Here is a 14,889-nt window from a genome sequence, read left to right as displayed (position 1 = left end):
GTTCCCGGACGGCAACGAAGTGATGGCTGCAATTCTGGCAAGCTAGGTGCCACTTACACCAGAATTCGATGGGCGTCCACCGAGCTTGGTCACAAGGTTCCTCCCTCATCGTAAGTCCGCTGCATGTAAGCACGGAACGCGGCCAAGCTACACTTCTCGCATTAACCGCAAGCTATTGGCGCTTACTGCAGATGAGGAGTCAGCCATGTCCGCGAACGAGCGTCCCGCCCAGTCGACCCATGTCGCAGGCGACGAGCAACAGCTCGCCCGCTTCTACGACATGCTCACCGCTGAGGAGGCCCTGTCTCCGAACCCACGGCGCTACCTGATGAGCGACACCTTAGACGATCCTGTCGAGTTGCCCGAGGAGCTCTACGACGTGCTGCTGTACATCGTAGAGGCGATGAGCCGGGGCCTGTCTGTCACGGTGACGCCAACCTCGCAGAGTCTGACCACGCAGCAGGCCGCCAATCTCCTGGGAATCAGCAGACCCACGCTCATCAAGGCTCTCGATGCAGGGCAGCTGCCTTTCACCCGCTCAGGCACGCATCGCCGGATCGCCCTGACCGACGTGCTCGACTACCGCGAGCGGCGGCGACAGGCCCAGTACGCAGCGATCGACGCACTCTCGGTCAACATCGACGAGACCAGCGACATCGACCAGACCCTGGCTGACCTGCGCAGTGCTCGGAAGTCGGTCGCGGCCAAGCGCCGGGCGTCGAAGCCCAACTGATTGTGCTACCTGGAGTCCCTATACCCCCGCGCCTCTCTACGATGCGCACTTGGGGGATTTTCTTTGCCTAGGTCCAAGAGGAGCACCGATGTCGAATCAGCGCCGTGCTCTCCGCCTTCCTCGTCCCCGCGGGAATTTGCGCTACGACAAGCCAGCCCTGGAGTTGGAAACGCTGGTCGACCGCCTCGCCGATCGCGGGTTGGTCGTCCCAGACCGGGACCACACGCTGCGATACCTGCGCCACATCGGCTACTACCGCTTATCCTCCTCGTACACCATCCCCTTCCAGCAGAGCGGCACGGATCAGTTCTTCCGCGAAGGCACCTCTATCGACGATGTGCTGGACCTCTACGTCTTCGACCGCGCCTTGCGCCTGCTTGTCATGGACGCGCTCGAGCGCGTCGAAGTTGCTGTCCGTGCAGCACTGACCGACCACAATGAACGCTCAATTTCTCGCTTCACCATGCTTGCCTAAGTAAGTGCGGATGCCTTGGCACCCCTACTACATCGAGGCACCACCACGGTTCTGCGACTTCGCCGCGGCCTGCCGGGATCCTGCGCACGAGTTTGGGGAACGATCGCTTGCTCAACTACTTCACACGTTCATCTCAGGTTCATGGGCGCGCGAATCGAAGATGCCCGAGAAAATATCTTCCAGCTCCTCGGCAATGTCAGGCCCTTCCGTGCCGTGCACTTTCTTAAGAGCATCGAGCGTCAAAGTCTCCGCGCAGAACTTCATCGCAGTTGCCACCTTGTCGCCCTTCGCATGCGTGCCACAGTAAGTCTCGAGATCGCCGCGTCGCAACACATATGTATCCTCCAGCGCGAGCGATGAGATGACTTCCTCAAGCAAGTCGGCAATTTGCTCAGTAGGTGGATTCTGCAATTGTGCAAGGATAGCGTCGCCATAACCTGCGTCGAAAAGCTCCGTCAGATCATCCACTACAGCCTGTGCGGTTTCATTTGTCTGGATGTCTCGCCAAGCCCCGAAGCTTTCCTGCGCCGACCACCACAGCTCTCGATGGGACCGGCTCCGAACGATTTCCTTCACCTTGTCGCGGTCCGGAGTACTCGGACCAGAGATCTGCTCTTTCACCGACTGAATCAGCTTGCCGTGGCTCTCTCTGACACGCGACGTCGAAGTCAGATGTTCGAACCCGTTCGACAGTGCGTCTAGGTCGGCGATGACGTGGATCGGAACCTCGAATTGCTCGAAGAAGGTCCTGTAACGACTGATGTTGCCCTTACCGCCGATCTTCACGAACATCACATTGCGTTCAACGTCATCCCAACCTTTAGAGAATAGCTTCGCGAGGTGCGGAAAAACGAAAGTGTCGCTATCCCCTTCGACTAAAACGACCTTTTGCGCGAAGAACGCTGCCTCGTTGTTCTCGTGCCGGACGATCTGATACTCGTCCTTCAATTTCAGCGTGAGGTCTACCGGCCTAGCCACAACACCTGCGTCAGTCTTGTACATACGCGTGAACCCTTTGGTCCCTGGCTGGAAGAATCCCGGCGAGTGGGTTGTTACGAGCACTTGGTGGTCCTTCGCGAACTCCGTCAGCGCTGCCATCAGCTGCCGCTGCGCTCTGGGATGGAGATATAGCTCGGGCTCTTCAAACAAGAGCAGGTAGGAGCCCCTGGGCCTCAAGCCTGTCTCGGGGGACTCATCGTTGCGCGACGCTTCAATAGAATCTGCAACCTCGTCCGACTCGGTGCCGCCAAGTCCGTTGTCACGAATGTCGGCATAGGCACGCAGGAGAGCAAACAGAACGTTGCGCTTCAGACCATCGCCTTTACTGGACACCTTGCTCACGTGACCGTCGTCGATTAGCAGGTCGGCTGAAGACAGCAGTACGGACAGAGTAGGCGCGGGGATGTCCATCTGAACCTTTACCCCGGGGAAGCTCGCAGTCACGTACTGCTCGATAACAGTTTCAATGCGCTTGACGGCGGGGAGACGCGTGTCCTTTGGTTCCCCGTCCGAGCTAAGATGCCGGTTCAGCTTCTGATGGACAGCATTGAACTTTTCCTCTATGTCGTCGAACTGTTCTTGCACTTCTTCGAACAGCAGACCCAGGAGCTTGGCGAAGGCAGAGGTTCCGCTCGCTCTTGCTTCGAGGGAGGCGTCTTTAACTGACTCGATGTAAATCACTGAAGGAAAAAGAGGCTTTATTGCCGTAGAAATGCCAGTCGGATACGGGTCGAACTGTTCCTGAAGGTCTTCTTTCGGAAGTTGCTGATTAAGTTCGTTCCAAGCAGCGACGACGTCTCCCTTCGTAACCTTTTGCCCCAGAAGGTCTTCGAGTTCGGGGCGAAGTTCAACCGCGGCAGTGCGAAGTGCGGTACCCGACTTACCTTTTGTGCAATCGTTCAAATTGTCGACGCTCCACCGCGGGTCGCTCGGGACTAGCTTGAGATACTTTGGTTCTGCTTTCCCGCCATGAGTCTGAGAGCGAACGATCGTGAGGTTGCCATCTCGAATCATTCCGGCAACTTTTTCACGGTGAGAATCTCCGACTCGCTCAAGATCCTGCTCCCCAATCCCCGTGAGATGAAGCGTGACGGCTATCGGCTTAGTTGCATCTCGAAAATCGGCGTCGTCGAGCTTCCTTTCCTCCAACGCGTACTGAATCGCATGAAGAACGGAAGATTTCCCCGCGTTGTTCTCGCCGATCAGAGAGCCGAGTTGGGTAAGCGGAATAGCTGTCGATGTGTGAGCGCGAAAATTCTCAATACTTACCTTTGAAATTTGCATTGACATCCTTGTCGTAGGCAGGTTTGGAGACTCGGAGAAAACACGATTTGTAGGGGCGGCCTCGCCGATAGTATATCGAGATTCCGTGCTTAGTCGCGCGACTCGCGCAGTGTGACAGACGGGCCTGAGGTTCCGATCGATTCAGCCGAAGAGGGATCACCGTGCCCCTCGCCTTGCGCGGTCACTCACTCACCTACACCTGTCCGGCTCGAGTGGGGCTCGGGGTCCTCGCAGTGGTCTCCCTCGTCGGCAACGGCCTGCACGCAGCTATCGTTTGCGACTTGAGCGCAGGGTTCGCGACCTTGATGGACGTCGCCACGGGTGCGGCCCTCCGCTGGGCCTCGCGTACTCGATCCATCCGCTCGTCAGTATCGTCATACCGCAGGAGCTGCCGTTGGGAGTAGTGACTGTAACTCCGGCGACGAGCCCCTCCGCGGAACGCCGGATACCGGTGAAGACACGCTGATTCGCGGCTCGGCCCTTGAGCACTACCTCACCACCTACGGCTCATCCGTGCTACCGCAGTCCTGGCTCATGGGCGGGGACGGCAGCACGAGCAGGTGACAGGATGAGCATCAGTCCTCGAGGTCGACGATCGAATGTTGACGACTGGGCGAAGGACTTACTACATCCGACAGTCGGCCGTCCCTGTGAGCATCAGATCGCCCCACCCAGCAACGCCGGGTGGGGCGATCATCTAGACTGTTCTGAACCTGTAGCACCTAGTCATGCCGGCCTCGAAACCCGTTCTTACCAGGAGTTTCCTCAACTACCGGCAAGTTGGCGAAGCACGTATTGAGACATGCTTCGATGGCCAGTCTCGCCTGCAAAGCGACTACGCAAGAACAAAACACCTGGTCAGAGAGTCAGAGCGGTCTCGAAGTCGACTACCGCTCAATTGATGAAGCACGTCAGTCAACATGCTTCCATTGCGGCAACTGACGCGAACCGGCATCTCTCGGCTTGTGGACATCGACCCCGCAGTCGAGCGGTCACGATCACCAGCAATGAGCCGACCTTACGGCTGTGTCCGGCACCGACTGCCGAATTGTTGGCACTGGATGGGCCGTCCGTGGCGGCAGTCGAGCGCGGCGACGTGGAACACGCAATTTGTGTGTGACACCAGCGTCTCGGATGACCAGATCCACGGCTTTCGCTCGCGGTACCACGTCACTGGTCCACGACTGCTCCGTCAGCCCCAAGTCGCGACAGTGTCTCAACCCTAGTGGCTGGATTTCGGCTCGCTATCTCAAAGTCCAGGTCAATGCCTATTCCAGAACCAGTAGGAACGGATACGTGACCGTCGACGGTCTCGGGTATCGGACTAAGCATCGCGGTCTGGTCGAACTCCTGCCGTTCGCTTTGGTTTGAAGCGGTGTACCTTTCTGTGGCGGAAGCGACCGAGTGATCGGGCAGCTCCATTATTCCCAGATTCGCGACTGCACTGGAGACTTGCAAACATGCAGCGGTGCTCACTGGACTGAGCGGATTATGAGGTACAACTTTTGACCCGACGGATTCCGCAATGGCAGCGATCTTCATGGCACCTGTAATGCCTCCGGCCAAGCAGACACTGATCCTCGTGTAAGCCAGTGGATAGCGGCTGAGCAACATCTGGAACTCCTCAGGCGTATGCAACCGCTCCCCCGTCGCTACCGGTACCGGCACTGAGGACGCGACAAGCGCCATCGAGTCGAGGTTGTCCGGACGGACTGGGTCCTCGATGAACATCGGCATCACGTCTGCGACAGCCTGGCCGAACGTCACGGATTCGCTGATGCTCAGTCGCCGATGCAGCTCGACGCACAGATCGAGTCCGTCCCCGACCTCGGCGCGGAGAGTCTTGAGCACACTGACTGCCCCGCTGACGTATTGCGCATTCGACGTTTCCAGCCTCTCGCCGCGGTCAATGTCGAGGAAAGGCGACAGGTGCCCCACCGCCGTATAACCTTCATTCTGTGCCTTCTTGCAGTCATTGATGAGCTCATCGACAGTTGCTCCGGCAACGTGCTTGTACACCCGCACTCGTTCTCTCGCTGCCCCGCCGAGGAGTTCATGAACAGGAACGCCGAGACGCTTTCCCGCCAAGTCCCATAACGCGATGTCGATCGCGCTCAACGCCCCCATAATGACGGCACCACGGAAATGGTATGCACGATAAATGAACTGCCAGTGGTGCTCGATCCTCCTCGGATCCTGGCCGACGAGGTAGTCGGCGAAAGTCTTCACCACTTCGGCTGCGGCCTCCTGGTAGGCCCAGGCACCGGACTCACCGACCCCATACAGTCCGTCATCGGTTTCGATGCTGACGTAGAGAATCCGGTTGACCTGAACAGGGCGAACAGCAGTGATTTTTGGCATCAAGCCTCCTGTTGAATTAGTTGCTGCACAGATACGAGCTCGCTGTCGATTCGTCCACGCAAGGCGAGCCGTGGACGAACCGCTTTGGACATCTATAGAAGGAAGGGAGCCATGATCGACAGGATGATGAGCATCATCGCCCCGCCAAGGCGGGAGGCGATCTGAAGGAACGGCATCAACTCGAGTCGACCAGCCGCTGAGAGGACGGCGACGTCTCCCGACCCGCCCATGTCAGCCATTCCGAGGCCGCCGCTGATGGAAGATTCGACGAAGTAGAAGCCGACCAGCATTCCTGCCCCGCCCGCGGCTGCGGCCGCAACGATTACGGTCACCACGACGATGAGGAGGTAGCGAGGGTCGGACGCGATTTCGACGATGGCATCGAAATCGACCATGCCTGCGCTGATTGAGACGAGAACGGCTGGGATCCATGCGTGCGAGATGAAGTTGTACCACTGCTCAGCACCGAGGTTGAGGTGTTCCGGCAGGAGGTTGAAGATCTTGAGCACGGCAGCCACAACAATGATCCACACATAGGCATGCAACCCGGGAATCAGGGACGACAGGATCTCACCGACCATGTAGATCGTGATCGACAGTACTAATCCAACGGTGATGTCTTTGATCGTAAGGGGTGCTTCGTCCGAGGCCTTCGAATAGTCGAAATCGCCTTTACGCATCATTCGGCCTTCGCCGCTGAAGCTCTTTGCCTTCACAGTCTTACCGATTCCGTTGAGGATTCCCGCGACGACGATGCACACGACGTTGGCGACGATGACGGCGGGGGCGATCTGTTCGAGGAACGAACCGGCGTCTCCTCCGCTGGCTGAGGCGAAGATTTCCGACATTGGCACCGCGCCCGCCGCCATGCCGCCGCCCATGACGGGTCCTACGACCAACATGACCGCTCGGCCGACGCCGAAGCCGGTGATCAGACCCATCAGTGCGCCGACGAGAAAGGCTGTGACGACGCCGGCGATGATTGGGAAGAAGAAGCGCGCGCCGACGCTGACCAGCAGCTTCCGATTCATTCCAAGAATCGATCCGACGATGAGACCCGTGACAACGAGTTCGGAGAAGCCGAGTTCGTTGTAGAAAGAATCAGCCAAGTCCGCGAATTCTTGAGGGAAGACCCCGGTGAAGACGATCAAGGCTGGAACTACGATGCACAGCAGCGATCCTCCTCCGAATGTATTGAAAACGGGGATCGAGTCGCCGATGTATTTCAGTGCACCCCCGATGATCATCGCGATCGCCATTCCGCTGACGATGTTGACTGGCATGACATTGAGGAAAATGGCCGCGATGATCACCACGAGGAAGGCCAAGTAGAAGGGCCAGGGGAAGCCCATTATTGTGAGCTGTTTGCGGTTCTGATGAAGGTTTTGCTCTGGTGCCTCAACTTTGCTGCGAGTCTGCGCAGTCTGAGATTCGTAATGCGTCATTGCATCTCCGATTTCGGGTTGGACTATGCGCGCAATGCGCTAAGCCCTCCGGCATCGCATATTGCGCAACGTTTGGTTCTTGAACGAGATTCGAGTGACCGCTGATCTACTCGAGAGGCCGCTAGCCTCGCCTCAACTATGGTTCGCTGTCGACGAGCCACGCCTGAAGGGTGTTCTCTGCCAGGCTGCTTCACTCCCCTCGAAGCACGTCGATGATGGCTTGACCAAGTGTCTCTGTGGTTCCCTGTCCTCCGACGTCGGGCGTCAGCACAGTTGGGTCTGCGCTTCGGAGGACTTCGTCGATGGCATTCTCAATTTCAGTTCCTGCCGCTTCAGAACCGAGGTGGTCGAGCATCATCGCTCCCGACCAGATCTGGCCGATCGGGTTGGCAATTCCTTTGCCGGCGATGTCGGGTGCCGAACCGTGGACGGGCTCAAAAAGGCTGGGAAATTCACCTGTCGGGTTGATGTTGGCACTTGGTGCCACACCGATCGTGCCCGTGCACGCAGGACCGAGGTCCGAGAGAATGTCGCCGAAGAGATTGGATGCGACGACGACGTCGAACCATTCCGGGTGTTGAACGAAGTGAGCAGTGAGGATGTCGATGTGGAATTGGTTCGTTTCGATGCCTGGGTGATTTTCTTGGATCGCTTCGAATCTCGTGTCCCAGTACGGCATGGTGATCGAGATTCCGTTGCTCTTCGTCGCCGATGTCACCTTCTTGCGGCGCTTCTCAGCCTGGGCGAAGGCATACTCCATGACACGGTCGACGCCGATCCGCGTCATCACCGTCTCCTGCATGGCAAACTCACGGTCAGTTCCTTCGAACAGCACGCCGCCGGCGTTAGAGTATTCCCCTTCTGTGTTCTCTCGAACAACGAGGAAGTCAACGTCGCCGGGCCCTTTGTCGCGCAAGGGTGGAATGATACCGGGAAGGATCTTGCATGGCCGGAGATTCACGTATTGGTCGAACTGCCTTCTGAACTGCAGGAGGCTCCCCCACAGGGACACATGGTCGGGCACTACATCGGGCCAGCCAACAGCGCCGAAGTAGATCGAGTCGAACTCACTCAGCTGGTTCTTCCAGCCGTCAGGAAGCATTTGGCCGTGCTGCTGGTAGTACTCAACGCTGGCGAAATCGAACCATTCGAGCTCCACGTCAACGCCATGACGCTGTGCGGCAGCTTCGACGGCCCGCACACCAATTGGCATGACTTCTTTTCCAATCCCGTCTCCCGGAATGACTGCAATCTTGGGCATATAGCTACCTCCACGTTTCTATGAGTCGGTCCCTTGATAGGAAGGATTCCGACGGCGCGCTGATTCGCTTGGCCACGAATCTAACAGCGAAATCAGTCGTTTCACCCGCCGTTTGAATCAACTCAGGCTTGAACAAAATGCAATGGCGGGTCGGCCAATATTGGGCGTGCCCTCCCTAGACTGGGATCGTGAGAGTCGACGATTTCCAGTTCTTCGCCACCATCGGCGAAGAGATGAACCTGACTGCAGCGGCCAGGTCAATGGGAATGTCGGTGTCAGCAGTGAGCAGGCGACTCACGCAACTGGAGAACCGACTCGGAGTCCAGTTGATCAAACGCACCTCACGTCAGATGCTGCTGACCAGCGAGGGGCTGCGCTATTTCGAAGGCGCTCGACGCATCGTGCATGAGGCCGACGTACTGCACGCGGATATCTCCAACAGCGTCGACAGCGAACGTGGGACTCTCGTCGTATTCGGCACGTTGGGATTCGGGCGCACGCACCTGTCTGAATTGGTGGCGGATTTTCACACTCTGTACTCAAATATTGAGATTCATCTAGAGCTCTCAGGCGACCCATTCGATCTGGAGAACACTCATTTCGACATGCTCGTCGGAGTCGGTGCAGCAAAGGATTCTCAACTGACTTACCGCAGGCTTCTGACGAATCGCCGCGTGCTTTGCGCGTCACCTGACTACGTCAATCGGCGAGGGCACCCGAGATCAGTTTCTGAGCTACCTGACCACGACTGCATCATTCTCAATGAGCATGAGCCCGACTTCACCCTGTGGAAGTTCGAGCTCGACGGCGTCGTCACACCGGTCCGGGTCCGTGGACCGCTGAGATGCAATGACGGCGACACTGTCACCAAATGGGCTGTTCTCGGACACGGAATTGCGATGCGCTCGATTTGGAACGTCCGTCCGTTCTTGGAGAGCGGTCAGTTGGTCCCGGTCTTGCCAGATGTGCCGACCATTCGATCAGACGTCTACCTCGCTTTTCCCAACAACGAGTATTTCCCGCTCCGCGCCAGGCGCTTCACCGAGTTTCTGCAGCAGGAGATCCCCAAGCGGGTGAAATCGGCAGCCGACTTTGTCGATTACACCGACTAGTCACCATCCTGGCGTTTCAAAAGACCTGTCCCCACTCAAAGGAGAGAAGAACGATGGCCAAGATACTTATTATGGGGCTAGGGGCACTCGGCTCGGTCTATGCTGCGCTGATGAAGAGCGCCGGCCACGAAGTCCACGGAGTGGGGCTGGCAGCTGACCACATAGATGCGATCGCGGCTCATGGTCTAAGAGTCACCGGTGCCAGCGGCGACCGCACAGTCCAACTCGACTCGGTGAGCACGACGGCCGACGGGCTCGCCGCAGATTTCGACCTGATTGTCATCGCCACGAAAGCCTATGACGTTGAGCAAGCAGCGCTCGATACAGCACCGCTGGTCAGTCGGAACACAGTCGTCCAGTCGATCCAGAACGGAGTCGGATCGATGGATCTCGTCGCTCCGCATCTACCGCAATCTCAACTATGCCTTGGGGTCGTGGGCGGATTCGGTGCCTCGGTACCCGAACCAGGACACGCACATCACAACGGAATGGCATTAGTCCGCTTCTCTCCATATTCAGATCTGCCGATGCCTAAAGTCGACAAAGTTGTCGAGATCTGGCGCTCTGCGGGCTTCGACGCGACCTCGTTGCGTGACCCATCTCGTGTCATCTGGGAAAAGCTGATCATGAATGTGGCGTTCTCCGGCCCCGGAGTGCTCAACAAGCTCACCATCGGCGAAATGATGACAGACGAGAACGCCTGGCAAGTCTCTCGAGCATGCCTTTTAGAAGCCTTTGCCGTCGCAAAAGCGCTGGAAGTACCCATCCAAATCACCGACCCCGTCCACCACGTGCGTACCCTTGCGGGAAACATCCCGGACGCAAAGCCGTCTATGCTGCTCGACGCACTGCGAGGTTCCCGAGGTGAGATCGACGTGATCAACGGTTCCGTCGTCCGCTTCGGGGCAGACGTCGGAGTGCCGACCCCTGCGAACTCGACGGTAGTCAACCTCGTCAAAGCATGGGAGACGACTCTCAAGACCTAGGGCATGTCTCGTTTATTCGAGGCTGTGGGGCAGTCGCTGTGGATGGGTGACTACGCACGGCCGCCATCAAGTCTTCACTGACGAGCAGTGGGGGAAAATCGAACCACTGCTGCCCTCCAATGTCGGCAAGAGAGCCCGACCGTTTCAGAACAAGTTTGACAGTTGAGTCCACGGCGTTGGCCCCTTTCCAGTGTCGCCTGACCACCGAAGCCAAGCGGCATCCGGCTGCTCCCACGTCTTCTAACCGGATTCGTCGGCTAAGAATGAAAAGCCTGCGTCTACGGTCTCGGTTTAGAGACCGTCGGCGCAGACAACCGAAGACATCAGCCGAATTGACTCATCCAAAGGCTGGCAATGTCGTCGCGACGTGCGAACCAGACTTTGCCCTTGGTCTGACAGTGCTCAATGAACTCTCTTAGAGCGTTCGTCCGCCCTGCCTGTCCAATAAGCCGCGGATGCAGCCCCACCGACATCATCTTCGGAGCGCCTCGCTCTCCTTCGAGCCACAGCTCGTCGAAACCGCGGCGTGCGAACTCGAAGAAGTCGCCTGGCGCTTTCGTCCCCTGGATATCGTTGTACGTCAACGAGTACGGAACGACGAGATGGCGCTTTTTGTTCACCTCGGTGAAGTACGGAAGGTCATCGTTGTAGGCGTCTGAATCGTAGAGGAAGCCGCCGTGCTCGGCGACGAGTTCACGCGTGTTCACGGAGGGACCGTAACGGCAGTACCACCCATTGGGAGCCGAGCCCCAGGTGGTCTTGAACGATTCGACAGCATCATGAATGCGCTGCGCTTCTTCCTCGCGCGTCATCCGCCAGTGCTCTTCCCAGCGGTAACCGTGGGAGACGAGGTCGTGGCCAAGCTTACGCGCGGCAGTAGCGACGTCCGGGTTCATCTCGAACGCACGTGCGCAGGCGAAGAAAGTGGCATTGATGCCGAATTCCTCGAACAATCTCAGCAGTCGCCATACGCCCACTCGAGAGCCGTATTCGTACATTGATTCGGTCGCCAGATCACGGATTTCGCGTGGGAATGGATAAGCGACTTCCGCGATCGAGTCGTTCTCGCCGTCGCCGAGGAAGTGACTGTACTCGGATCCCTCTTCGTAGTTGACGACAAGGTTGACGGCCACATTGGCCCCGCCGGGGAACTGGGGGTGTGGTGGGTTCTCACCGTAACCGACGAGATCGCGGATCGGGCCATTGGATTGGGTAGTCATGTCTTCTCCTTGGAGTTCGGTTTGGTCAGTCGGTGGGGTCGAGCTCTTCGAATGAACGGTTGTGCGTCTCTGTGACAGCACGGGAGATGATGAAAATGCCGATGTAGATGATGACGACGATGCCAAAGGTCATGTACTCGTTGACGTTCTCAAACAGCGCCGACGCAGCTAGCGGGATCAGGGCTCCGCCAATGAAGCCGATGTTGACGACGACTGAGGTGCCCAGTCCGCGGATCTTTGTAGGGAAGAGTTCAGGCGACCAGGTCCAGATCGTCGTGTTGACGACCATGACGCTGAAGTTGAACAGGAATCCGAGGAGCATGACGAGGAAGGGGCTCGTGGCGAAGAACGCGAAGAGGATAATCGTTACAGCCGCTAGGACTGAACCGATGGCGATCATACGTTTACGCGGGAACGAATAGGCACCGATCGAAGCGAGGATCGCGCCGAGCAATCCGCCGATGTTCTGGACCATCGTAAAGGTCAGGCTGCCGCTAATCGAGTAGCCGCGCTCGACGAGGAGCAGTGGCATGACGAGCAAGATACTGAATTGAGCGCCCCAGGCGAGGAACGCGACGATCGACAGACCGACGGTGCGCTTGCGCTGCCCGGAGATGAACAAGTCGGAGACCCGACCACTTGCCGAGACCTCAGCGGAAGCAGCATCCACTTCCGCGGCGCTGAAGTACTCGACCGCTTCGCCCACAGTTCTCAGACGCATCTTGCCCTGCTCGAGTCGCGTCAACGATGCGTTGAGTTCTGACGTCCGGTGCTTCTCCAGCAGAAACCGTGGCGTCTCGGGAAGATATCGGCGGAAGAAGAAAACGAGCACCGCGGGGATGCCAAGCAGGCCAAACGCCCAGCGCCACGCTTCGTCTCCGGCTGAGATCATTGCGGCAAACGGTCCCAGAACGAAAATTGTGTAAGCGAACGCGATGAACATACCGACCCCAGCCGAGATCGTGTTGAACAAGGAGACGAACAGTCCGCGGATGCGGGTGGGTGTCAGCTCTGATAAGTAGGTCAGTCCGACGGCGATCTCACCGCCGACGCCGATTCCCGTGATGATGCGGGCGACGGTGAGCATTTCGTAGTTCATCGAGAAAGCTGCGACGACTGAGCCGAATGAGTAGATGCCGACGCTGACGGCGAGGACCGCACGGCGGCCCGCTCGGTCCGCAAGGTATCCTCCAGTGACTCCGCCGACGGCGATCGCGAGGAGGGTCGCGGTCGACAGCAGGGCGATGTCTTGGGCCGACGCGCCGAATGCTTCCTGTAGTGACGGGCCAAGTGAGGCAAGGATGAGCTGTTCCATGACCTCGAAGAGTCCGCCGGTCACGACCAGCAGCAGCGCGAGGTAGTGGACTTTCGTCAGTTTGATTCCGTCGACTATGTCGCCTAATCGACTATGATTCTTATCGTGGTATGTCGTGTTCATGAGAACTCCATCGTTCGATTCAGTTGAATGCGATATATCCTCCCCGGCGGTAACCGGGGTTCCCCGAATAGCGAACTGGCAGGTTCGCTATTCGGGACCGGCACTCTCTTTCGAGGTCCCGGCAGTCTGTGAATTCTGACGACCACTGGCGCGGTCATCGTTCCTTGCGATCTCGTGCAGATCCCCCGCACTGACCAGGTGTGGCTCTTCTCCGCAGAGGAGAAGACTTCAGTGTGGTGTGGTGCTGTCTGCTGGTCTGTTGGGGGCGGGAAAGCTGAAGACCGATACGAGAACCGACTCCCCCGTGTTACGCAGCGCATGTTTAAGGTCTGCCGGGATGTAGATCGCGTCACCTTTGGAGAACTCCACAGTCACCGCTGACGTGATCAGTTCACCTCGGCCTTCAGCTACGAACATGACTTCTGCTGTGCTGTGAGCGAGTTCGGCCGTGGCTGGCTCACCTGGCTGCACTGCCGCAACGCCCAAGCATTGGTTGATGTCGGGAACGTTGATGTCGCTGAGCAGCATCGCAGATTCGCCGACCTGCCCTGAACTCGGATCAAGTTCGGCAGAAGCCCGAACGGGCTGGTACTTATGGTTCGTCATCGAACCTCCTCTTGTGTTGTGAATCCGATCAGGAGTGAGGCAGGATACGTGACTTGTTCCTGCTCAGATGAGTTTTCATGGTCGCGTGGGCAAGATCGACATCTCCTGCAGCAACCGTGTCGAGCACCTGCTGATGTTCCTCGTAGAGCCGGTGTCGATGATCGGCATCTTGAAGAGAGAGCTGGTTGATCAGCGCCCAGAGAGGCTGATTGTCGATGGAGATAACTTCGTAGGCGAGCTCTCCCAGCAGCTGGTTGTCGAGAGCAGCGGCGAGTTCGAGATGAAACTGGAGCGCGAGTTGTGTGAACTCGGGTACGCTCTCGGCTACTTCGAGGAGCGCTCCGGCGTTTTCGTGAACCTTTCGCGCCGCGTCGAGGGCGGCATGACTGCCGGCGAGTCCTCTGGCGATGCTCGGTTCGATGACTAATCGCGTATCGATGACATGTTCCGGGCGTGCGCCGTACTGGAACTGTTCGGACGATTGCAGGCGCTCGACTCTCGTCGAGATGTAGGTGCCGTCCCCGTGGCGGACATCGATGACCCCGATCATGTCGAGGGCGAAGATTGCCTCGCGAACAGTGCTCCGGGAGGCGTTATAGCGTTCGGCAAGGTCTCGATCGGATGGCAGCTTCTTTTCCGTCCGGCCGTCTTCGGCCTGAATTTCTCGTAGAAGATCCTGCGCGATCGGAATGTATCGCCGCTTCGGCTGCGCAACCTTGCTTGAGTGGTCGGATGACTTCATATCAAGAGGTTAGACCTATTTTCGAACGATCGTCAATAGCGTACGCACGAACAACGGCGGCGACCCGCGGCCGTGTGGCCCCAAACGCATGGGACACAATCGACCACCGCCCACCCCCGAAATGCCTTACGCCCAAGCGCAAGCGATCTCCAAGGACGTCCTTTGACTCCGAAGTCGAACTCCGCATAAGCTATTCAGCGGATATACGAACTATCGTTTCTATATGC

General features: G+C 57.9%; 12 protein-coding genes. 4 read left to right on the top strand and 8 right to left on the bottom strand.

Features of this window, described 5'->3' with window-relative positions:
* Nucleotides 1-205: 205 nt before the first annotated feature.
* Nucleotides 206-733, top strand: coding sequence for a helix-turn-helix domain-containing protein (locus tag ACU4IU_RS17080; RefSeq protein WP_446657409.1), 528 nt, complete (start codon nt 206-208; stop codon nt 731-733).
* 88 nt (nt 734-821) lie between these two features.
* A complete protein-coding gene (locus ACU4IU_RS17075; protein WP_446657408.1) occupies nt 822-1,208 on the top strand; it encodes an Abi family protein in 387 nt (128 codons plus the stop codon).
* 120 nt (nt 1,209-1,328) lie between these two features.
* Here the strand turns inward: ACU4IU_RS17075 and ACU4IU_RS17070 are convergent, their stop codons facing one another.
* The 4 genes from ACU4IU_RS17070 to ACU4IU_RS17055 form a co-directional block, all read right to left on the bottom strand.
* Entirely contained in the window at nt 1,329-3,491 is a 2,163-nt protein-coding gene (locus tag ACU4IU_RS17070) for an ATP-dependent nuclease (protein WP_446657407.1), read from the bottom strand.
* Nucleotides 3,492-4,661: 1,170 nt separating this feature from the next.
* Nucleotides 4,662-5,852, bottom strand: a complete 1,191-nt coding sequence (locus ACU4IU_RS17065) for a mandelate racemase/muconate lactonizing enzyme family protein (RefSeq protein WP_446657406.1) — start codon at nt 5,850-5,852, stop codon at nt 4,662-4,664.
* A gap of 92 nt (nt 5,853-5,944) precedes the next feature.
* Entirely contained in the window at nt 5,945-7,204 is a 1,260-nt protein-coding gene (locus ACU4IU_RS17060; RefSeq protein ID WP_446657405.1) for a 2-hydroxycarboxylate transporter family protein, read from the bottom strand.
* Nucleotides 7,205-7,487: 283 nt separating this feature from the next.
* On the bottom strand, nt 7,488-8,558 hold the full coding sequence (locus ACU4IU_RS17055; RefSeq protein ID WP_446657404.1) for a tartrate dehydrogenase: 1,071 nt from the start codon (nt 8,556-8,558) through the stop codon (nt 7,488-7,490).
* Nucleotides 8,559-8,746: 188 nt separating this feature from the next.
* On the opposite strand from ACU4IU_RS17055, the gene ACU4IU_RS17050 reads away from it, so the two are divergent.
* Both ACU4IU_RS17050 and ACU4IU_RS17045 read left to right on the top strand, forming a co-directional pair.
* Nucleotides 8,747-9,670 (top strand): LysR family transcriptional regulator, encoded by a 924-nt coding sequence (locus ACU4IU_RS17050; RefSeq protein WP_446657403.1) that lies wholly within the window; start codon nt 8,747-8,749, stop codon nt 9,668-9,670.
* A 53-nt stretch (nt 9,671-9,723) separates the two neighbouring features.
* Complete coding sequence (locus ACU4IU_RS17045) at nt 9,724-10,656, top strand: ketopantoate reductase family protein (protein ID WP_446657402.1); 933 nt, start codon at nt 9,724-9,726, stop codon at nt 10,654-10,656.
* Between the two features lie 323 nt (nt 10,657-10,979).
* Here ACU4IU_RS17045 and ACU4IU_RS17040 read toward each other — a convergent pair whose 3' ends face one another.
* The 4 genes from ACU4IU_RS17040 to ACU4IU_RS17025 form a co-directional block, all read right to left on the bottom strand.
* Entirely contained in the window at nt 10,980-11,876 is an 897-nt protein-coding gene (locus ACU4IU_RS17040) for a polysaccharide deacetylase family protein (protein WP_446657401.1), read from the bottom strand.
* Nucleotides 11,877-11,901: 25 nt separating this feature from the next.
* Entirely contained in the window at nt 11,902-13,314 is a 1,413-nt protein-coding gene (locus ACU4IU_RS17035) for an MFS transporter (protein WP_139908204.1), read from the bottom strand.
* Between the two features lie 228 nt (nt 13,315-13,542).
* The gene (locus ACU4IU_RS17030) at nt 13,543-13,920 is read right to left on the bottom strand and encodes a cupin domain-containing protein (protein WP_139908205.1); all 378 of its coding nucleotides are present in this window, start codon (nt 13,918-13,920) and stop codon (nt 13,543-13,545) included.
* Nucleotides 13,921-13,948: 28 nt separating this feature from the next.
* Nucleotides 13,949-14,662 (bottom strand): FCD domain-containing protein, encoded by a 714-nt coding sequence (locus ACU4IU_RS17025; protein ID WP_139908206.1) that lies wholly within the window; start codon nt 14,660-14,662, stop codon nt 13,949-13,951.
* Nucleotides 14,663-14,889 lie beyond the last annotated feature (227 nt).

This window comes from Brevibacterium sp. CSND-B09, assembly GCF_052906525.1.
The sequence above is the reverse complement of the archived record's forward strand: the minus strand, read 5'-3'. Positions and strand labels throughout refer to the sequence as shown.

Excerpts from the sequence above, each read along its gene's own strand:
- ACU4IU_RS17080 (WP_446657409.1), top strand. The coding sequence starts at position 206 with ATGTCCGCGAACGAGCGTCCCGCCCAGTCGACCCATGTCGCAGGCGAC.
- ACU4IU_RS17075 (WP_446657408.1), top strand. The coding sequence starts at position 822 with ATGTCGAATCAGCGCCGTGCTCTCCGCCTTCCTCGTCCCCGCGGGAAT.
- ACU4IU_RS17070 (WP_446657407.1), bottom strand. The coding sequence starts at position 3,491 with ATGCAAATTTCAAAGGTAAGTATTGAGAATTTTCGCGCTCACACATCG.
- ACU4IU_RS17065 (WP_446657406.1), bottom strand. The coding sequence starts at position 5,852 with ATGCCAAAAATCACTGCTGTTCGCCCTGTTCAGGTCAACCGGATTCTC.
- ACU4IU_RS17060 (WP_446657405.1), bottom strand. The coding sequence starts at position 7,204 with ATGGGCTTCCCCTGGCCCTTCTACTTGGCCTTCCTCGTGGTGATCATC.
- ACU4IU_RS17055 (WP_446657404.1), bottom strand. The coding sequence starts at position 8,558 with ATGCCCAAGATTGCAGTCATTCCGGGAGACGGGATTGGAAAAGAAGTC.
- ACU4IU_RS17045 (WP_446657402.1), top strand. The coding sequence starts at position 9,724 with ATGGCCAAGATACTTATTATGGGGCTAGGGGCACTCGGCTCGGTCTAT.
- ACU4IU_RS17040 (WP_446657401.1), bottom strand. The coding sequence starts at position 11,876 with ATGACTACCCAATCCAATGGCCCGATCCGCGATCTCGTCGGTTACGGT.
- ACU4IU_RS17035 (WP_139908204.1), bottom strand. The coding sequence starts at position 13,314 with ATGAACACGACATACCACGATAAGAATCATAGTCGATTAGGCGACATA.
- ACU4IU_RS17030 (WP_139908205.1), bottom strand. The coding sequence starts at position 13,920 with ATGACGAACCATAAGTACCAGCCCGTTCGGGCTTCTGCCGAACTTGAT.
- ACU4IU_RS17025 (WP_139908206.1), bottom strand. The coding sequence starts at position 14,662 with ATGAAGTCATCCGACCACTCAAGCAAGGTTGCGCAGCCGAAGCGGCGA.